This is a genomic window from Leisingera daeponensis, from assembly GCF_019801465.1.
Taxonomy (GTDB): Bacteria; Pseudomonadota; Alphaproteobacteria; order Rhodobacterales; family Rhodobacteraceae; genus Leisingera; species Leisingera daeponensis_A.
On sequence record NZ_JAHVJA010000003.1, the window covers coordinates 463,181 to 482,101 of the forward strand.

17 protein-coding genes are annotated in these 18,921 nt (G+C 64.1%); 6 read left to right on the plus strand and 11 right to left on the minus strand.

The window, feature by feature from the left end; all coding sequences use genetic code 11:
• Positions 1-27 precede the first annotated feature (27 nt).
• Positions 28-1,995 (minus strand): protein meaA, encoded by a 1,968-nt coding sequence (locus KUV26_RS10670; RefSeq protein WP_222508318.1) that lies wholly within the window; start codon positions 1,993-1,995, stop codon positions 28-30.
• Positions 1,996-2,164: 169 nt separating this feature from the next.
• Here KUV26_RS10670 and KUV26_RS10675 point away from each other — a divergent pair, with 169 nt between their 5' ends.
• The 6 genes from KUV26_RS10675 (at position 2,165) to KUV26_RS10700 (ending at position 9,131) form a co-directional block, all read left to right on the plus strand.
• Positions 2,165-3,595: a 1-acyl-sn-glycerol-3-phosphate acyltransferase gene (locus KUV26_RS10675; protein WP_222508319.1), complete on the plus strand. Its 1,431-nt coding sequence runs from the start codon at positions 2,165-2,167 to the stop codon at positions 3,593-3,595.
• A gap of 112 nt (positions 3,596-3,707) precedes the next feature.
• Positions 3,708-4,988: a crotonyl-CoA carboxylase/reductase gene (ccrA, locus tag KUV26_RS10680; RefSeq protein WP_222503511.1), complete on the plus strand. Its 1,281-nt coding sequence runs from the start codon at positions 3,708-3,710 to the stop codon at positions 4,986-4,988.
• Positions 4,989-5,340: 352 nt separating this feature from the next.
• On the plus strand, positions 5,341-6,060 hold the full coding sequence (locus KUV26_RS10685; protein ID WP_222503512.1) for a helix-turn-helix transcriptional regulator: 720 nt from the start codon (positions 5,341-5,343) through the stop codon (positions 6,058-6,060).
• Positions 6,061-6,153: 93 nt separating this feature from the next.
• Positions 6,154-6,795, plus strand: coding sequence for an acyl-homoserine-lactone synthase (locus KUV26_RS10690; protein ID WP_222508320.1), 642 nt, complete (start codon positions 6,154-6,156; stop codon positions 6,793-6,795).
• Between the two features lie 63 nt (positions 6,796-6,858).
• Positions 6,859-8,397, plus strand: a complete 1,539-nt coding sequence (locus tag KUV26_RS10695; RefSeq protein WP_222508321.1) for an ATP-dependent RecD-like DNA helicase — start codon at positions 6,859-6,861, stop codon at positions 8,395-8,397.
• Positions 8,394-9,131: an SDR family oxidoreductase gene (locus KUV26_RS10700; protein WP_222508322.1), complete on the plus strand. Its 738-nt coding sequence runs from the start codon at positions 8,394-8,396 to the stop codon at positions 9,129-9,131. The genes KUV26_RS10695 and KUV26_RS10700 overlap by 4 nt, the downstream gene beginning before the upstream one ends.
• 80 nt (positions 9,132-9,211) lie before the next feature.
• On the opposite strand, the gene KUV26_RS10705 is transcribed toward KUV26_RS10700, so the two are convergent.
• From KUV26_RS10705 to KUV26_RS10750, 10 genes are all read right to left on the minus strand, one after another.
• Positions 9,212-9,997: a TIGR02186 family protein gene (locus KUV26_RS10705; RefSeq protein ID WP_222503516.1), complete on the minus strand. Its 786-nt coding sequence runs from the start codon at positions 9,995-9,997 to the stop codon at positions 9,212-9,214.
• Between the two features lies 1 nt (position 9,998).
• Positions 9,999-10,922, minus strand: a complete 924-nt coding sequence (locus KUV26_RS10710; protein WP_222503517.1) for a sulfite exporter TauE/SafE family protein — start codon at positions 10,920-10,922, stop codon at positions 9,999-10,001.
• A 109-nt stretch (positions 10,923-11,031) separates the two neighbouring features.
• Positions 11,032-11,955, minus strand: coding sequence for a sulfite exporter TauE/SafE family protein (locus KUV26_RS10715; protein ID WP_222503518.1), 924 nt, complete (start codon positions 11,953-11,955; stop codon positions 11,032-11,034).
• A 209-nt stretch (positions 11,956-12,164) separates the two neighbouring features.
• Complete coding sequence (locus KUV26_RS10720) at positions 12,165-13,130, minus strand: ABC transporter permease (protein WP_222503519.1); 966 nt, start codon at positions 13,128-13,130, stop codon at positions 12,165-12,167.
• Positions 13,130-14,224: an ABC transporter permease gene (locus KUV26_RS10725; protein ID WP_222503520.1), complete on the minus strand. Its 1,095-nt coding sequence runs from the start codon at positions 14,222-14,224 to the stop codon at positions 13,130-13,132. Before KUV26_RS10725 ends, KUV26_RS10720 begins: the two co-directional genes overlap by 1 nt.
• Complete coding sequence (locus KUV26_RS10730; RefSeq protein ID WP_222508323.1) at positions 14,225-15,754, minus strand: ABC transporter ATP-binding protein; 1,530 nt, start codon at positions 15,752-15,754, stop codon at positions 14,225-14,227.
• A 367-nt stretch (positions 15,755-16,121) separates the two neighbouring features.
• Positions 16,122-17,117 (minus strand): BMP family protein, encoded by a 996-nt coding sequence (locus KUV26_RS10735; RefSeq protein WP_222508324.1) that lies wholly within the window; start codon positions 17,115-17,117, stop codon positions 16,122-16,124.
• Between the two features lie 155 nt (positions 17,118-17,272).
• Positions 17,273-17,698, minus strand: coding sequence for a GNAT family N-acetyltransferase (locus tag KUV26_RS10740; protein ID WP_222503524.1), 426 nt, complete (start codon positions 17,696-17,698; stop codon positions 17,273-17,275).
• Entirely contained in the window at positions 17,691-18,287 is a 597-nt protein-coding gene (gene tsaB / locus KUV26_RS10745; protein ID WP_222508325.1) for a tRNA (adenosine(37)-N6)-threonylcarbamoyltransferase complex dimerization subunit type 1 TsaB, read from the minus strand. The genes KUV26_RS10740 and tsaB overlap by 8 nt, the downstream gene beginning before the upstream one ends.
• A 21-nt stretch (positions 18,288-18,308) precedes the next feature.
• Positions 18,309-18,875 carry a NifU family protein gene (locus KUV26_RS10750; protein WP_222503526.1) on the minus strand — a complete coding sequence of 189 codons (567 nt, stop codon included), beginning with the start codon at positions 18,873-18,875 and terminating at the stop codon, positions 18,309-18,311.
• Between the last annotated feature and the right edge of the window lie 46 nt (positions 18,876-18,921).

The following is an 18,921-nucleotide window of genomic DNA, read 5'->3' on the forward strand; positions in this document are numbered from 1 at the left end:
TATCTGCAGAAAATTGCCGGTCTAAATTCAATTCACTGCAATCCCGGGTGGTTTTGCCAGGTCAACGATGTCACTCATGATTGAATTGAGTTCAAAATCCTTGGGAGTGTAGACACGGGCCACGCCCATGGACTTCAGCCTTTGCGCATCCTCGTCTGGGATGATGCCGCCCACGATCACCGGCACATGCCCAAGGCCTGCGTCCCGCATGCGCTGCATCATCTCCTCGACCAGCGGCAGGTGGCTGCCCGACAGGATCGACAGGCCGACCACATGGGCGTCGTCCTTCTGCGCCGCATCCACCAGTTCTGCCGGGGTCATGCGGATCCCGTCATAGGTGATGTCCATGCCGCAGTCGCGGGCGCGGAAGGCAATCTGCTCGGCGCCGTTGGAATGGCCGTCGAGGCCCGGTTTGCCGACCACGAATTTGATCCGGCGGCCCAGCACGTCGCTGACCGCATTCACAGCGTCGCGCAAATCGTCCAGCCCTTCGGTCTTGTTGGACACCGAGGCCGACACCCCGGTGGGACCGCGGTAGGTGCCGTGGACCTTGCGCATTTCCTCGGCCCATTCACCGGTGGTAACTCCGGCCTTGGCGGCAGCAATTGAGGGTTCCATGATATTGGCGCCTCTTTTCGCGGCGGCGCGCAGCGCGGCCAAGGCCGATTGCACCGCATCATTGTCACGCTCGCCGCGCCAGGCGTTCAGGCGGCTGATCTGCTCCTGTTCCACCGCCGGGTCGACCACCATGATGCCGCCGTCCTCGGTCTGCAGCGGCGAGGGCTCGCCCTCGGTCCACTTGTTGACGCCGACCACGATGGTCTCGTTCCTCTCGATCCGGTTCAGGCGTTCGGCGTTGGAATCCACCAGGCGGCCCTTCATGTACTCAATGGAGGCAACGGCGCCGCCCATTGATTCCAGGTTGGCCAGCTCGGCGCGCGCGCCTTCCTTCAGCTCCTCCACCTTGGCATCAACCGCTGGGTTGCCGTCGAACAGGTCGCCGTATTCCAGGAGGTCGGTCTCATAGGCCAGGATCTGCTGCATCCGCATAGACCACTGCTGGTCCCAGGGGCGGGGCAGGCCAAGCGCCTCGTTCCAGGCAGGCAGCTGCACGGCACGGGCACGGGCCTTCTTCGACAGCGTCACCGCCAGCATCTCGATCAGGATGCGGTAGACGTTGTTTTCCGGCTGCTGTTCTGTCAGCCCCAGAGAGTTCACCTGCACGCCGTAGCGGAAGCGGCGGAATTTCGGGTCGGCGACGCCATAGCGCTTCTCGCAGATCTCGTCCCACAGGTCGACAAAGGCGCGCATCTTGCACATTTCAGTCACGAAGCGGATTCCCGCGTTCACGAAGAAGGAGATGCGCCCCACCATCGCCGGGAAGTCTTCCGGCGCGATGCGCGGCTTCAGCTCGTCCAGCACCGCCTGTGCGGTCGCCAAGGCAAAGGCCAGTTCCTGCTCCGGTGTCGCGCCTGCCTCCTGCAGGTGGTAGGAGCAGACGTTCATCGGGTTCCATTTGGGCACGTTGGTGTAGCAGTACTCCGCCACGTCCGCGATCATCTTGAGGCTGGGCTTGGGCGGGCAGACATAGGTGCCGCGCGAGAGGTATTCCTTGATCAGGTCGTTCTGCACCGTGCCCTGCAGTTTCGACACATCGGCACCCTGTTCCTCTGCCACCGCGATGTACAGCGCCAGCAGCCAGGGGGCGGTGGCGTTGATGGTCATCGAGGTGTTCATCTGTTCCAGCGGGATCTCATTGAACAGGGTCCGCATGTCGCCCAGGTGGCAGACGGGCACGCCAACTTTGCCCACCTCGCCGCGGGCCAGCACGTGGTCGCTGTCATATCCGGTCTGGGTCGGCAGGTCGAAGGCGACAGACAGACCTGTCTGCCCCTTGGCCAGGTTGGCGCGGTAAAGCGCGTTGGATGCCGATGCCGTGGAGTGGCCGGCATAGGTGCGGATCAGCCAGGGGCGGTCTTTTTGCATCTGCGGCATGTCGGGCCTCGCGAGTCAGTGTGTCGGTAATTTTATTTCGTCAAGCAGATGTAAACTGCAATTTTCAACCCATGTCAATTCGCTGCGTTGCGGCAAATCTTCTGCCGGGGCAGGAAACCCGGGTGGCTTGCCGCTTGTAAAGGCTGTTGCCATGCGCAACTGTTCTCACATGACGCAAACCGTGGAACTGCCGCTGTGGCTATTCATGCTGATCGTGGGTTTTGCCGCGGTGACCTTTGCGTCGCATTTCCTGTTCCCCTCTGTGCGATGGTTCTTCCGGCGGCGGCTGGAACGGGCGGTGGCTCGGCTCAATCAGCGGCTGGAACGCCCGATTGAGCCGTTCAAGCTGGCGCGGCGCCACGACATGATCCAGCGGCTGATTCACGACCCGCAGGTGGCGCAGGCCGCCGCAGATCATGCGGCAGCGGAGGGAATCCCGGAGAACGTGGCCTTCGAGCAGGTGCGCCGTTATGCGCGCGAGATCGTGCCGGGCTTTTCGGCCTTTGCCTATTTCAGCCTGGCGATCCGGGCGGCGCGGTTCCTGTCCAATGCGGTCTACCGGGTGCGGCTGGGCCATCAGGACGAGGAAGCGCTGCGGGCAATCGATCCTAATGCCACCGTGGTGTTTGTGATGAATCACCGCTCCAACATGGATTACGTTCTGGTCACCTATCTGGCGGCGGAACGCTCAGCGCTGTCTTATGCGGTCGGCGAATGGGCGCGGGTCTGGCCGCTCAGCCGCCTGATCCGGGCGATGGGCGCCTATTTCATCCGACGCCGCTCGCGCAACGACCTCTACCGCAAGGTGCTGGCGGCCTATGTTCGGCTGGCCACCCGCGGCGGTTCCACCCAGGCGATGTTTCCCGAAGGCGGTCTAAGCCTCAATGGCGCCTTGGCCGCACCCAAACTGGGGCTGCTGAAATACATCGTTGAGGGCTACGACCCGGACCGGCGCGACGTGGTGTTTGTGCCGGTGGCTCTGAACTACGACCGGGTGCTGGAGGACAAGATCCTGACCTCTGCCGCCAGGGCGGGCGACCGGCGGTTCCGCGCCCGCATCGGGCTGGTCGCGCTGCGGCTGCTGCGGCAGCTGTGGCTGTGGATGACCGGGCGCTATCACCGGTCCGGCTATGCCGGGGTGAATTTCGGCCGCCCGCTCAGCCTGGCAGGTTTCGGTGCCGGGCGTGAGGGCGACATCACCAAACCGCTGGCGCGGGAGCTGATGCAGCGTATCAGCGCCATTGTCCCGGTGCTGCCGGTGCCGCTGATTGCCGCGATTCTGCTGCGGCACGGGCCGCTCAGCCGGGCGGCAATCGGGCACCGGCTGAAGGATCTGATCTCCGCGATGCCGCTGGCGCATGTCCATATGCCGCGGGAAAATCTGTCCTGCGCAGTTGAGGCCGGGCTGCGCCAGCTGTTGCGGCGCGGACTGGCCACGGAAGCCGGCGGGCAGATCGTGCCGGCCGCAGACCGCCGCGACCTGCTGGCGTTTTATGCCAATTCAATCCGTCACCTGCTGCCCAACGGCGGCGGTCCGGATGGCGGCCAGGGTGGCTTTTCTGCACCTGCTAAGGGCAATGCTGCATCCGCAGGGTTATAAAATTACCCAAATGCGGCAAAAGAGGTTGCAATATTACCTCTCCAATCCTATCCATCAGGTAACCGCTGCGATTCTGCACCGCGGCATAGGACAGGATACAAAGGAGGCCATCATGGCATTGGATACCCAGACTGACGTCATGTCGTACGAGGCGCCGGAGAAAGATCTCTATGAACTGGGGGAAATCCCCCCGATGGGTTATGTGCCCAAGAAAATGTACGCCTGGGCGATCCGCAAGGAGCGGCACGGCGAACCGAACACCGCGATGCAGCAGGAAGTCGTTGATGTGCCTGAGCTGGACAGCAACGAGGTGCTGGTCCTGGTGATGGCGGCCGGCGTCAACTACAACGGCGTCTGGGCCTCACTCGGCAAACCGATTTCTCCGTTTGATGGCCACGGAAAGCCGTTCCACATCGCCGGCTCGGATGCCTCGGGCATCGTCTGGGCGGTTGGCTCCAAGGTGACCCGCTGGAAGGTCGGCGACGAAGTGGTCATCCACTGCAACCAGGACGACGGTGACGACGAGCACTGCAACGGCGGCGACCCGATGTATTCCAACAGCCAGCGGATCTGGGGCTATGAGACCCCGGACGGCTCGTTTGCCCAGTTCACCAACGTTCAGGCTCAGCAGCTGATGCCGCGCCCCAAGCACCTGACCTGGGAAGAAAGCGCCTGCTACACGCTGACGCTGGCCACCGCCTACCGGATGCTGTTCGGCCATGAGCCGCACGACCTGAAGCCGGGCCAGAACGTGCTGGTCTGGGGCGCCTCGGGCGGTCTTGGCTCCTATGCGATCCAGCTGATCAACACCGCCGGCGCCAATGCCATCGGGGTGATCTCCGACGAGAGCAAGCGCGACTTCGTCATGGGCCTGGGCGCCAAGGGCGTTCTGAACCGCAAGGACTTCAACTGCTGGGGACAGCTGCCCACCGTGAATACCCCGGAATACGCCGAATGGTTCAAGGAGGCCCGCAAGTTCGGCAAGGCGATCTGGGACATAACCGGCAAGGGCGTGAACGTCGACATGGTGTTCGAGCACCCCGGTGAAAGCACCTTCCCGGTCTCCACCTTCGTGGTCAAGAAGGGCGGCATGGTCGTGATTTGCGCCGGCACCACCGGCTATAACCTGACCTTCGACGTGCGCTACATGTGGATGCACCAGAAACGCCTGCAGGGCTCCCACTTTGCCCACCTGAAGCAGGCTTCGGCGGCCAACCAGCTGATGGTCGAACGCCGCCTGGATCCCTGCATGTCCGAAGTTTTCACCTGGGCGGATCTGCCGGAAGCGCACATGAAAATGATGCGCAACGAGCACCTGCCGGGCAACATGTCGGTGCTGGTGCAGGCTCCGAAGACCGGTTTGCGCACCCTTCAGGATGTGCTCGACGCCTGAAGGCGGACGGACGCTAAAAGCTGAAAAAAACACAGTCTCCCGCGAATCGCCCTGGCGTTTCGCGGGTTCTCTTTTTAATTTACCTTTTCAAATGTTTATCTGTGCTTGCCCCGCCGGTTGCGTGGAGTGTTGCGCGCAAAGCTGCATTTAAGATAAACCTTTGGTGGCATGCGGCTGTCCCTGAACACCTGCGGACGGCGTCAATCGGCCCGATTTTGACCAAAGGGTCAGAAATGCCATTGACCGGAGTAACTTGGCCGCTGCAATAAGGCCGAAGTTATATGCCATGCCTGACGCGACGGGGTGCACCGGCATATTTCACGAACTCCAGCGGACGGCGGCAGAAGAAACGATGGCAGGCAAAGCAGAACTGGACCGTATTCTGGAGGCGCTCGACGCCACTGATACTCTCGATGGTCTTCAGCAGATCATTGAGCAGGTCTGTGTTGTGTTTGGCGTCGACCATGCCATGTACCACTGGGTCGACAGCGCCGGCGACCATTACTACTTTGGTACGTATCCGCAGGTTTGGACCGATCGGTATCAGGAAAAGGGTTATGTCCGCGTCGACCCGGTTGTGGCCGGCTGTTACCAGCGCTTTCATCCCGTGGACTGGAAACGCCTGGACTGGTCGCCGAAACCGGCCCGGGAGTTTCTCAAGGACGCGCTGGAGCATGGGGTCGGCAATCAGGGCTACTCGATCCCGGTCCGCGGGCCGAACGGGCAGTTTGCCGTGTTCACCGTCAGCCACAACTGCGACGATGAGGTCTGGGAAAAATTGACGGAGCGGTACAGCCGCGACATGATCCTGATGGCGCATTACTTCAACCGGAAGGCGCTGGAATTCGAACCCGACCGCAGCCCGGAGCAAACCCAGCCGCTGTCGCCGCGCGAGGTGGACGCGCTGACCCTGCTGGCGATCGGCTACAGCCGCGCGCAGGTGGCCAAGACCCTGTCCATTTCGGAGCATACGCTGCGCGTCTACATCGAAAGCGCCCGTTTCAAGCTTGGGGCGATCAACACCACCCATGCCATTGCCCGCGCGATGTCGCTCGGTTTGATTGTGATTTAACGGCCGGGTGTGAAAGCTACCGTAAATATACTCAGAGATTGCGGCCAATAGCCGTACCCTGTCCCCACTGTTCAACCAGAAGGGGATTAAATCATGCTTCGTTATATCTATGGCCGCGATCTTTACGCACACGCTGATCTGGCGCGGTCGATGTTCCGGGACCGGGCGGACCAGTTCAAGACCCGGCTCGGCTGGGACGTGCAGGTTGACCGGAACGGCGAGGAACGCGATCAGTATGACGCGCTCAATCCGCTCTATGTGATCTGGGAAATGCCTGACGGCAGCCACGGCGGTTCGATGCGGTTCCTGCCCACCACCGGCCCGGTGATGGTCAATGACATCTTTCTGGACCTGGCGGGCGGTGTGCCCATCAGCAGCCCGCTGATATGGGAGTGCACCCGTTTCTGCCTGTCGCGCGCGGCAGGCAGAAACGTGGCCGGAGCGCTGACCCTGGGCGGCGTGGAAATCATGCGCAACTTCTCCGTCGCCCACTTTGCCGGCGTTTTTGACCGCCGCATGGTGCGGATCTACCGCAGCCTGGGGTTCAGCCCGGAGGTGATCGGCAGCCAGGGCGAGGGGCGGAACAGGATCTGCCTTGGGCTTTGGGAATACACGCCTGAAGTCTATCGGAACGTGGCCGCCAAGGCGGGCGTCGCGCCGGAATTGTCGCGCCTGTGGTTCGATCTCTCCTTTGGCAGTGCAGAGGCGCCGGAGCCGATGGCGCTGACGGCCTGAGGCATTTGCAATACGGGGCCGGTTCCGCTGGCGGACCCGGCCCCGCGGCTGTAGGGTCGCGCCATGACAGCTCTGCCCGTACAGTTTTCCGATGACCAGGCCACCGCTTATGACAGCGTGACCGAACTCCTGCGCCAGGCGGGGGTGGACCTTGATGACGGGCTCCTGCACCCGCCCCGCGGCGACGCTGGTGTGATGGCGGTGATCGGCAAAGCGGGATCGGGCAAGACCCTGCTGCTCGCGGAGCTTTACAAGGCGCTGGAGCAGTCAGGGGTCGAGGTTGTCTCCGGCGACTATGAGAGCCGCAAGAAGGGCGATGACCGCCGTACCCTGGCGATCCTGGCGCCGACCAACAAGGCTGCCAGTGTGCTGCGCCTGCGCGGGGTGCCGGCCACCACCATCCACCGCATTCTCTACACGCCGGTCTATGACCCGGAATTTGAGAAGATCGCGGAATGGCTGGCAGGGCAGGGCGACCAGCCCGAGATCGAAGGGCTGACGGAAGCGGCGCTGGCGCGCGCCGCGGCCTTCTACGAGAAGAACAAGTCGATCCCAGGGGCGCTGGCCGCTGCCGGCCTGCGCGGCTCCGACTTCATCACCGGCTGGAAGCGGCGCGAGGAGCCGCTGGACATCGGCTTTGTCGATGAGGCCTCGATGCTGGACGACCGGCAGTTCGAGGATCTGAAGGAGATTTTCCCGAACCTGATCCTGTTCGGCGACCCGGCGCAGCTGGCGCCGGTCAACCAGTCCGGCTCGATGGTGTTTGACGCGCTGCCGGAGCCGCGGCGCCTGATCCTGAACCGCATTCACCGGCAGGAGGCGGGCAACCCGATCCTGGACCTGGCCCATGCGCTGGCCGACCCGCAGCTGGGGTTCCAGGATTTCGAGCGGATGATCGAGGACACCGCGCGGCGCGACGACCGCGTGGTCTGGGGCCAGCGGGTGGAGGTTGACCTGATGGCGCGCTCGCCGGTGCTGGTCTGGCGCAACAACACCCGCATCCGGCTGATCAATGCCTTCCGCACCGTCTATGGCGCGCCGGAAGATGAGCTGATCGCCGGCGAGCCGCTGATCTGCGACGGCATCGAACTGCCGATGAAGCACCGCAAGAAGCGCCTGGACCTGGAAGCCCGCGGCCTGATCAAGGGGGCGCAGGTGATCTTCCTCGGCTCCGGCCGCAAGCCCGGCTTTTCCCGGCTGCACGTGATGGGGGCGGAGGACCCTCAGGTTTCTGCCGCCTCGATCGTCAAGATCGAGAAACCGGATGAGGAAGAACCCTTCATTCCCTATGCCGCCCGCATGGGGGCGACGTTTCTGCATGGGGCGGCTGTAACCATCCATAAGGCGCAAGGCAGCCAGTGGGAGACCGCGCAGGTCTTTGCCCCCGACATCTATGCCGCGGCCCGTATGGGCCGGGTGGAGGCAGGGCAGCCGCTGTGGAAACGGCTGGCTTATGTGGCAATCACCCGCGCGCAGGAACGGCTGATCTGGGTGGTCCGCAACCGGCTGGCCAAGCCCAACGGCCCGCTGCCGGTGGATGACCTGAAAGCAATTCCGGCCGCGGCGCTGACGCTGGAAGCACAGGAGGAGACCCCGGCATGACGAAATCGATCCTGATCACCGGTGCCAGCTCCGGCATCGGCCGCGCTGTGGCAGAGCTGTTTCTGGCCGAGGGCTGGCAGGTCGGCTTGGCCGCGCGCCGGGCGGAGAAACTGGAAGACGTTGCGCAGGGGCACGCCAATGCCCATGTTCTGCCTGCCGACGTGACCGATCCGGCAGCGGTCGATCACGCGGTGGATGCTTTTGCAATGGCGGCGGGGCGGCTGGATGTGCTGTTCAACAACGCCGGCATCTTCACACCGCCGGGTACCATTGACGAAATCCCGCTGGAGGACTGGTTCGCTTCCGTGAACGTGAACCTCACCGGCATGTTCCTGACTGCGCGGGCCGCCTTCCGGCAGATGCGGCGGCAATCGCCGCAGGGCGGGCGGATCATCAACAACGGCTCCATTGCAGCCCACGTGCCGCGCCCGCACTCAGCGCCCTATGCCGCGACCAAGGCGGCCATCACCGGCCTGACCAAAAGCCTGTCTCTGGACGGCCGCCCGTTTGACATCGCCTGCGGCCAGATCGACATCGGCAACACCCGGACACCGATGGTTGAAGACCTGAGCCAGCGCCACGCCGAGGCCAATCCGGGTGCTGAACCGATGCACACCTTCGCGGTGGAGGACGCGGCGAAATCGGTGCTGCACATGGCCGGTCTGCCGCTGGAGGCCAATGTTCAGTTCATGACGGTGATGGCAACCAAGATGCCCTACATCGGCCGCGGCTGAGCGCTCCCGCCCGTCGCCGCGCATTGAAAATGCGCAGCTCCCGTTGGGCGTGGGGCTGCGCTGGCGCGCAGCGGGCCTTCCTACCGGTTCCGGAGCAGGCTGAAGGCTGCCGAGGCGCCCCAGCCGGCGGCAATGGCTATTGCCAGGGACATCAGGCCGTAAAGGAACGGCTGCTCGCGCGAGAGGGAGAACAGGAACCGCTCCAGCCCCACTTTGCGCACGTCGATGGAAGTCTCGTAGCTCGACACGACCTCGCCGCCGCGGGTCAGGAAGATCCGGGTCTGGTAATTGCCCTCGGTGAGGTCGGCAGGCATCTTGATCGCGGTGCGGAACAGCGTCTGCTCATCCACCGCCACGGTATTTTCGCGCAGGGAATAGAGCCCGTTCTTCTCGCGGATGCGCATCACCGCATCAGCGAATGCCTGGGCGCCGCGGATGTGCATGGCGGCGCCAACCGAACGGATCGCGCGCCGGATCGACACCCGGTAGCGCAGGTCCTCGGTGTCACTCAGAACCTGGGTGAACGGGGCGCTGGTGGCCACCGCATAAAACGCCGGGGCCGAGTCGACCAGAACGCTGTCGACGTTGACCCAGATGCCGAGCTTTTTCTCCTTGCGGCGCACCATGACCGATGGCGCAGGCCCGGATACCGCGACGATCACCTGAAGCGGCTCGTCCTTGGGAATAGGCGCTTCCCTCTTGACTGCGCCGAAGACCAGTATCTCGGAGCCGTCAAAGGTGGCAGTGATCGCCACCCGGTCCTGACTGAGGCCCAGGACCACTTCCTCCTTGGCGGCCCGGGCAGCAGACTGCGGCAGTACAGCCAGGGCGGCGGCGGCCAGTGCGGACAGCAGCAGCTTGCGCATCTCAGTGGCCTCCCGCTTCGCCAAGCGTGAACAGCTCGGAAGGTTGCAGCAGGAGGTCGAGCGCGAGTTTGGCGCAGACCGCGATGACCATCAGCGCCAGCAGGATGCGCAGCTGCTCGGCCTTGAGGTAGACGCCGATGCGGGTGCCGATCTGGGCGCCGATCACGCCGCCGATCAGCAGGAGAACCGCCAGAACGATATCCACGGTATAGTTGGTGGTGGCGTGCAGCATGGTGGTGAAGCCGGTGACCAGGATGATCTGGAACAGCGAGGTGCCGACAACAACCTTGGTCGGCATGCCGAGGATATAGATCATCGCAGGCACCATGATGAAGCCGCCGCCGACGCCCATGATCGCTGCCAGGATGCCGACGCAGACGCCGACCAGGACCGGCGGGATCACGGAAATATAAAGCCCGGATGTGCGGAACCGCATCTTGAATGGCAGCGCATGCACCCAGCCGCGCTGGCGGCGCTTCGCCGGGGAGGAGCCGCCTGCCTTCTTGGACTTGCGGATCGCGTTCAGGCTTTCGATGAACATCAGCCCGCCGACGACGCCCAGGAATACGACGTAGCAGAGCTTGACCAGCAGATCGACCTGGCCCAGTGCCTTGAGATAGTTGAAGACCACCACCCCCAGAGCCGCGCCCATCAGGCCGCCGGCCTGCAGCACCAGTCCCATCTTGATGTCGACAGTCCGTCTTCGGAAATGCGCCAGCACGCCGGAGAAGGAGGAGGCGACAATCTGGTTCGCTTCGGTGGCCACCGCCACTGCAGGCGGGATGCCGATAAAGAACAGAAGCGGCGTCATCAGGAAACCGCCGCCAACTCCGAACATGCCCGAAAGAACCCCCACCATTCCCCCGAGGCCCAGGAGAAGGAAGGCATTTACCGAGACCTCAGCTATGGGAAGGTAGATTTGCATGTTCTTTGTTAGACCGCAGTCATATCAAAAATCAATGATCTATGCCGCTCTGCAGCGTGCAGGACTGATTTGGCGCAGAAAACTGGACTTATGGCGCGGCCTGGCCGGATCACTGCGCGTTTACGACGGTCAGGGAAAACAGGTCGGCCGGTTCCAGCAGCAGTTCGAAACCGATCTTGACCGAAACCGACAGCACCAGCAGCGCCAGCAACACCCGCAGCTGCTCTGCCTTGAGCCTGGCCCCGATCTGAGTGCCCAGTTGGGCGCCCGCAACGCCGCCCGCGAGCAGGAACAGCGCCAGCACCACGTCGACGCTATAATTCGTGGTGGCGTGCATCAGGGTGGTGAAGCCGGCGACAAAGATGATCTGGAACAGCGAGGTGCCGATCACCACCTTGGTCGGCATGCCAAGGATGTAGATCATCGCCGGAACCATGATGAAGCCGCCGCCGACACCCATGATCGCCGACAGAATGCCGACGCCGAAGCCGACCAGCACAGGCGGGATCACGGAAATATAGAGGCCGGATGCCTTGAACCGCATCTTGTAGGGCAAGGCATGCACCCAGGACCGCTGGCGCCGTTTGTAGGCGGGAGCGCCGCCGGCCTGCCTGGACCTGCGGATCGCATTGACGCTTTCAATGAACATCAGCGCGCCGATCACACCGAGAAACAGCACATAGCAGAGCTGCACGGCAAGATCGACCTGGCCCAGTCTTTTGAGGTAGTTGAAGACCGCCATCCCGATTGCCGCGCCGAACAGGCCGCCGCCGAGCAGCACGTAGCCCATCTTAAGGTCCACCGTGCGGCGCCGGAAATGCGCCATCAGTCCGGAGACTGAGGAGGCGACCACCTGGTTGGCGGAGGTGGCAACTGCAACCCCCGGCGGGATGCCGATCAGGAACAGGAGCGGCGTGACCAGGAAGCCGCCGCCGACTCCGAACATGCCTGACAGCACCCCAACGGCGCCGCCAATACCCAGCAGCAGCAGAAAGTTGACCGAGACCTCGGCGATGGGAAGGAAGACATGCATGGTTCCATACAGCAAGCGGGGAGAACAGGGTCAACCGGCCAGGCGGCACCACGAAGGACAGGACCGACAGAGGGCAGTGAACTGGACCTAAAGCCGTTGCGGCGACTGCGCACCGCGCGCTTCGCCGCCCCTGATCCGCAAGGGACGAAGGGCGGAAAAGGGAAACGTCCGGCGCTGGGCCGGGCGCTTCAAGTTTACTGGTGCGTGGCTTAGCGCTCTTTCACATAAGGTTCGCCGCCGGCACGGGGCGGGATCGCCTTGCCGACAAAGCCGGCCAGGATCACCACTGTCAGCACATAAGGCAGCGCGTCCATCGCCTGTACCGGGATGGTGATGCCGCCGAGTTCGATGTTCTGGAACCGCAGCGCGATCGCTTGCAGAAGGCCGAACAGCAGACAGGCGCCCATCGCGTGCCAGGGCCGCCACTTGGCAAAGATCAGCGCCGCCAGCGCGATAAAGCCCCGGCCCGCGGTCATGTCCTTGACGAAACCCGCTTGCAGCGCCGTGGCCAGATAGGCGCCGGCAATGCCGCACAGCAGGCCGCAGATCATCACGGCCGCATAGCGCAGGCCGACAACCGAGACGCCGGCGGTGTCTACCGCGGCCGGGTTTTCGCCCACGGCGCGCAAGCGCAGGCCAAAGCGGGTGCGGAACAGCACCCACCAGGTCGCGGGCACGGCCAGGAAGGCGATGTAGACCAGGATCGAGTGGCCCGAGAGCAGCTCAGAATAGACCGGACCCAGCACCGGGACGCCGGAAAGGCTTTCGGCAAAGGGCAGATCAAACGGTGTGAACCGCCCGCCGCCGATCAGCGACGGCGTGCGCCCGCCCTGCTGGAACCAGTCCTGGGCGATCAGCACCGTCATGCCCGCCGCCAAGAAGTTGATCGCCACGCCAGAGATCAGCTGGTTGCCGCGGAAGGTGATCGAGGCCACCCCGTGCAGGCCCGCCAGCAAGAGCGAGGAGCCGATGCCCGCCAGAAGCCCCAGCCAGACATTGCCGGTGGCGGCAGCGACGGCAGCAGAAAAGAAGGCGGCCATCAGCATCTTGCCCTCAAGGCCGATGTCGAAGATGCCGGCGCGTTCCGAGAACAGGCCGGCAAGGCAGGCCAGCAGCAAGGGGGTTGCCAGGCGGACGGTGGAATCCAGCAGCTGGATGATCGTCAGGAAATCCATCAGTTCTGCCCCTTCCGCATCGCCAGGAAGATCCGCTCAAGCGGCATCCGGACCATGTTGTCGAGCGCGCCGGTGAACAGGATCACCAGGGCCTGGATCACCACGATCAGCTCGCGCGGGATCGAGGTCCAGAGCGCCAGCTCCGCACCGCCCTGGTAGAGGAAGCCGAACAGGATCGCCGCCAGGAACACGCCGAACGGGTGGTTGCGGCCCATCAGCGCCACCGCGATGCCGATGAAACCGGCGCCTTCGGTGGCGTTCAGGACCAGCCGTTCTGCTTCGCCCATCACGTTGTTCACGGCCATCATGCCGGCCAGTGCGCCGGAGATCAGCATGGCGATCATGATGGTGCGGACAGAGGAGATGCCGGCATAGCGCGCGCCCGGCTCCGATTTGCCGAGGGAGCGGATTTCATACCCCAGCGGTGTGCGCCATATCAGCAGCCAGACAAACAGGCAGGCGCCGACGGCGACCAGCAGGCTGACGTTGGCGGGCGCAGATTTCGAGAACTCGATCCCGATCGGTGCGAGCAACTCATGCAGGGACGGCAGGTGCACCGCTTCAGGGAAGCGTTCGGTGGCCGGGTCCATTGAGCCTTCGGGGCGCAGCAGGTTCACCAGCACATAGTTCAGCACCGCCGCGGCGATGAAGTTGAACATGATGGTGGTGATCACGATGTGGCTGCCGCGCTTGGCCTGCAGATAGGCGGGGATCGCAGCCCAGGCGGCACCGAAGAGGCCGGCGCCCAGAGCCGCAAAGACCAGCGCCAGAGTCCAGTGCGGCCAGGGTATCAGCAGGCAGACCAGCGCCACGCCAAGCCCGCCCAGCATTGCCTGGCCTTCGCCGCCGATGTTGAAGAGGCCAGCATGGGCGGCAATCGCCACCGCCAGCCCGGTGAACATGAAATTGGTGGCGTAATAGAGCGTGTAACCCCAGCCGTAGGTGGACCCCAGCGCGCCATCGACCATCAGTTTGACCGCGGCCACAGGGTCTTCGCCGATCCCGAGGATCACCAGGGCCGACAAAAGCGCGGCCAGGAACAGGCTGATCAGCGGAATCAGGACCACATCGGCCCATTTCGGCATCTTGTCCATTTACGCGGCCTCCCCCGCGACACCGGCCATCATCAGGCCGAGTTCTTTCTCATCGGTCTGATCGGCGGGCCGTTCACCCATGATCATTCCGTCAAACATCACCGCCACCCGGTCGGCGAGCGACAGAATTTCCTCGAGCTCGACCGAGACCAGCAGGATTGCCTTGCCCTGGTCGCGCAGCGCGACGATCTGCTTGTGAATGAATTCGATGGCGCCGATGTCGACGCCTCGGGTCGGCTGGCCGACAAGCAAGAGGTCCGGGTTGCGTTCTATCTCACGCGCCACAACAATCTTCTGCTGGTTGCCGCCCGAGAAGCTCTTGGCCGCCAGCCAGGGGTCGGGCGGGCGGACGTCGAATTTCTGCATCTTGGCCTCGGTATCCGCGCGCAGAGCGGCGTTGTTCATCAGAACGCCGTTCCGGTAGGCCGGGTCCCGGTGATAGCCGAAGGCCACGTTTTCCCAAGCGTGGAAATCCATGATCAGGCCTTCGCGCTGGCGGTCTTCCGGCACATGGCCGATACGGGCGTCCCGCCGCGCGGCGGCATCTGAGCCATTGCCCTGCAGGGGCAGGGGAGTGCCATGCAGCTTGATGCTGCCTGTGCCAGGGCGCATCCCGCCCAGAACCTCCAGCAGCTCGGACTGGCCGTTTCCGGCGACGCCGGCAATGCCGACGATCTCGCCTGCGCGCACCGTCAAGTCGATGCCCTTGACGCGTTCGACGCCGGCGCTGTCCACCACCCGAAGGTTCTCGATCTCAAGGATCGGCGCGCCGGGCCTGGCGGGCACTTTGTCAACGCGCAGCAGGACCTTGCGGCCCACCATCAGCTCGGCCAGATGCTCGGGGCTGGTTTCTGCCGTCTTGACGGTGGCGGTCATCTGGCCGCGCCGCATGACGGACACCGTGTCGGTATACTCCATGATCTCCCGCAGCTTGTGAGTGATCAGGATGATGGTTTTCCCCTCGGCGCGCAGCCGGTCGAGGATGCGGAACAGCTGGTCGGCCTCGGACGGGGTCAGCACGCCTGTCGGCTCATCGAGGATCAGGATTTCCGCCTTGCGGTACAGCGCCTTGAGGATCTCAACCCGCTGCTGCGCGCCGACGCCGATCTCGTCGATGCGGGCGTCCGGGTCGACGAACAGCTCGTATTCCTCCTCCAGGGCCTTCAGTTCCTTGCGGGCGCGGCGCAGCGAGGGCATCAGCATGCCGCTGTCCTCGGCCCCCAGAACGATGTTTTCCAGCACGGTGAAATTCTCCACCAGCTTGAAATGCTGGAACACCATGCCGATGCCCGCGGCAATCGCCGCCTGGCTGTCCGGGATCGCGGTGCGCTTGCCCTTGATCCAGACTTCGCCTTTGTCGGCCTTATAGAAGCCATAGAGGATCGACATCAGAGTCGATTTGCCCGCACCGTTTTCACCGATGATGCCGTGAATAGTGCCGGGGGCGACGCTGATGGAAATGTCCTTGTTAGCCTGGACCGGGCCAAAGGCCTTGGAAATGCCTTTGAGTTCGATGGCGGGGGCGGTCAATCGGGCTCTCCCATGCCTGTGAAACCGATCAGCTGCACCGCCTTGCCGTCTTGCGAGCCGGCGAAACACTGGACGCGCGCCATGCATTGCCGGCCCTTCCCGGACACCGCCGCGGCGCGGCTGCGGCGATGGTGTTCCGGGACGGCCGCGGCCCTGGCGGCAGCGCCTGGAAGTGCCGCAGGGAACGGCGCGGCATACTCCATACAGGCACCGCGCCCGGTGACCGGGAAGGCTGGGGTGGGATCGGAGGAAAAGAATCCGGGCCCGCTGGCCGCGTCCGTCTTGGCGGCGCGGCCTTCGGGCGATGGGTCGCCCCAGGCCGAAAACAGAATATGAAAAGACTCCGTCAAGGCCCGGGGCTTTCTGCTCAGAAGCTCAGAGCAGGGCAGCTGTCGTCGGACATGTAGTCATGCACCTTGATCTCGCCGGAGGCGATCTTGGCTGCAGCCTCGTCCACAGCGGCCTGCATCTCGGCTGAGATCAGCGGAGCGTTGTGCTCATCCATGGCGTAACCGACGCCGCCGTTGGACAGGCCCATGACCGAAAAGCCGGTCTCCATGTCCGCGCCATCCGTGAAGGCCTCGAACACGGCATTGCCGACGTTCTTGGTCATCGAGGTCAGCACTTTGCCCGGGTGCAGGTGGTTCTGGTTGCTGTCCACGCCGATCGACAGGATGCCCTCGTCGGCTGCAGTCTGCAGCACTCCGACTCCGGTGCCGCCGGCCGCGGCATAAATAACGTCAGCCCCCTGGCTGATCTGCGCCTTGGTCAGTTCCGAACCCTTCACCGGGTCGTTCCAGGCTGCCGGGGTGGTGCCGGTCATGTTGGAAATCACCTTGGCGTCCGGGTTGGCGGCCTTGACCCCTTCGGCATAACCGCAGGCGAACTTGCGGATCAGCGGGATGTCCATGCCGCCGATGAAGCCCACGGTGTTCGATTTGGACGCCATCGCGGCCATCATGCCCACCAGATAGGAGCCTTCGTGTTCGTTAAAGACAACCGAGCGCACGTTATCGCCTTCCACCACCATGTCGATGATGGTGAATTTGGTGTCCGGGTAGTCGGCAGCCACCTGGCCCAGGGCGTCGGCAAAGGCAAAGCCGACCATCACGATCGGGTTGGCGCCGGCCTCGGCAAAGCGGCGCAGGGCCTGCTCGCGCTGGGCTTCGGACTGCAGTTCGACCTCGCGGTAGCTCTGGCCGGTCTCTTCGGCCCAGCGCTGGGCGCCGCCGTGGGCGGCCTCGTTGAAGCTCTTGTCGAACTTGCCGCCCAGATCGAAGATCAGCGCCGGTTCCGCAAGCGCGGCACCTGCGGTCAGGGCCAGCGACGCGGCTGCGCCCATCAGCGGTTTCATCAGGGTCATCAGGTTAACTCCCACTGTTTTTTTTGTTGGATGCAGCGGGGGTTTTCCGCTGCCCGGCCCCGTTCAGGCCTTAGAGGGTGCGGCAATTTAGCCTGCTGGGCAGGGAGGGGGTCAACCGCTTTTTGACCATTTGGTGCGAAATCCGCGCAACTGGCCTAACGTAAAGACTTTCTCATCAGGATTGCATCCGCGGGATTGGCGCCTTCGCGCCGGTAATATCCGGACCGGCGCCCGCATTCCGCGAATCCGCAGTCGCGGTACAGGGCCTGCGCGGGCGCGTTGTCTTCAGCGACTTCCAGAAACACCTCGGCGGCGCCGCGCGCACGGGCCAGTGATTCCCACGCGGCCATGCAGGCGCGGGCCAGGCCCTGGCGCTGATGGGCGGGATCCGTCACGATGGTCAGAAGTTCCGCCTCATCCGCAATCACCCGCACCAGCGCAAAACAGCGGGCATCTCCGGCGGCGAAGATCAGCGGGCTGTCCAGAAGGGCTGCAAACTCCAGCGCCGACCAGGACCGCGACTGGCTGAAGCCCGCGGCATGGGTGGCGGCCATCTGGGCCGGTGTCAGCAGGTCACTCATCAATCAGCGCAGGCGGCACGTCGCTGGAGGGCGCAGCGTCCGCGGCGCGCAGGTACAAGGGAGCTGGCGGCTCACTCACGGTTTGGAACCGCGCGGCTGCGATCCGGGCGATGGCTTCGGCCAAACCGGCTGCGCTCGCCTCAGGCGTAAACGCCAGCCCGGCGCCGCGGGCGGCACCCTCCGCCTCCTGGCGCGGCATCAGACGCGGCGCCTCGCCTGGCAATGCTGCGTAGACCTGATCGCGCGGAGCCGGGACGGCAGGCAGGGCCCCGTCAGCGGCACGCGCCTCAAACCCGTCCACCCCCACGGCCGGCACGTCAAGACCCAACGCCAGGCCGCGGGCGGCGGAAACCGCGATGCGGATCCCGGTGAAATTGCCGGGGCCGACGCCTACGCCGATGGCATCGAGGTCCTGCCAAGCAGCGCCGCCCTCGTCCAGCACCTCTTCCAGCAGCGGCATCAGCCTTTCGGCCTGGCCGCGGGTCATTTCCTCCAGCCGAGAGGCCAGCAGCCGATCCCCGCGCAGCAAAGCGGCCGCGCAATGCGCGGCCGATGTGTCAAATCCCAGAACCAGCGGTTCGGAAGCCATCAGATGTCCTTTCGCGGCCGGTCAAACGGCAACCGGGCGCACCTCGGTGACTTCCGGAATGTAGTGGCGCAGCAGGTTCTCGATGCCCATCTTCAGGGTCAGGGTCGAGGACGGGCAGCCCGCGCAGGCGCCCTGCATATGCAGGTAGACCACGCCGCGGTCAAAGCCGTGGAAAGTGATGTCGCCGCCGTCCTGGGCCACCGCCGGGCGCACCCGGCTGTCCAGCAGCTCTTTGATCTGGTTGACGATCTCGGCGTCCTCGCCGGAGTGTTCGGCGTGGCCCGACGCGGGATCGGCAGAGCCGTCCGCCATCACCGGCTGGCCGGACTGGTAGTGTTCCATCACTGCGCCCAGGATGGCAGGCTTGATGTGGTCCCACTCGACGCCGTCGGCCTTGGTCACGGTTACAAAGTCATTGCCGAAGAACACGCCGGTCACGCCGTCGACCGCAAAGATACGGGAGGCTAGCGGTGATTTGCCTGCGGCGTCTGCGCTCGGGAAGTCGGCAGTGCCCACCTCTAGAACGGTCTGGCCCGGCAGGAATTTCAGCGTCGCCGGGTTAGGCGTGGATTCAGTCTGAATGAACATGTCGGGTCTCCGTTAAGCGTGCCCCCGATATGCGCTCTGCGGCCCG

Bases quoted from the DNA above. Each gene is read 5' to 3' on its own strand.
- ccrA (WP_222503511.1), top strand. From the start codon at position 3,708: ATGGCATTGGATACCCAGACTGACGTCATGTCGTACGAGGCGCCGGAG.
- KUV26_RS10690 (WP_222508320.1), top strand. From the start codon at position 6,154: ATGCTTCGTTATATCTATGGCCGCGATCTTTACGCACACGCTGATCTG.
- KUV26_RS10750 (WP_222503526.1), bottom strand. From the start codon at position 18,875: ATGTTCATTCAGACTGAATCCACGCCTAACCCGGCGACGCTGAAATTC.
- KUV26_RS10670 (WP_222508318.1), bottom strand. From the start codon at position 1,995: ATGCCGCAGATGCAAAAAGACCGCCCCTGGCTGATCCGCACCTATGCC.
- KUV26_RS10710 (WP_222503517.1), bottom strand. From the start codon at position 10,922: ATGCAAATCTACCTTCCCATAGCTGAGGTCTCGGTAAATGCCTTCCTT.
- KUV26_RS10735 (WP_222508324.1), bottom strand. From the start codon at position 17,117: ATGACCCTGATGAAACCGCTGATGGGCGCAGCCGCGTCGCTGGCCCTG.
- tsaB (WP_222508325.1), bottom strand. From the start codon at position 18,287: ATGGCTTCCGAACCGCTGGTTCTGGGATTTGACACATCGGCCGCGCAT.
- KUV26_RS10740 (WP_222503524.1), bottom strand. From the start codon at position 17,698: ATGAGTGACCTGCTGACACCGGCCCAGATGGCCGCCACCCATGCCGCG.
- KUV26_RS10695 (WP_222508321.1), top strand. From the start codon at position 6,859: ATGACAGCTCTGCCCGTACAGTTTTCCGATGACCAGGCCACCGCTTAT.
- KUV26_RS10700 (WP_222508322.1), top strand. From the start codon at position 8,394: ATGACGAAATCGATCCTGATCACCGGTGCCAGCTCCGGCATCGGCCGC.
- KUV26_RS10675 (WP_222508319.1), top strand. From the start codon at position 2,165: ATGACGCAAACCGTGGAACTGCCGCTGTGGCTATTCATGCTGATCGTG.
- KUV26_RS10685 (WP_222503512.1), top strand. From the start codon at position 5,341: ATGGCAGGCAAAGCAGAACTGGACCGTATTCTGGAGGCGCTCGACGCC.
- KUV26_RS10720 (WP_222503519.1), bottom strand. From the start codon at position 13,130: ATGGATTTCCTGACGATCATCCAGCTGCTGGATTCCACCGTCCGCCTG.
- KUV26_RS10725 (WP_222503520.1), bottom strand. From the start codon at position 14,224: ATGGACAAGATGCCGAAATGGGCCGATGTGGTCCTGATTCCGCTGATC.
- KUV26_RS10715 (WP_222503518.1), bottom strand. From the start codon at position 11,955: ATGCATGTCTTCCTTCCCATCGCCGAGGTCTCGGTCAACTTTCTGCTG.
- KUV26_RS10705 (WP_222503516.1), bottom strand. From the start codon at position 9,997: ATGCGCAAGCTGCTGCTGTCCGCACTGGCCGCCGCCGCCCTGGCTGTA.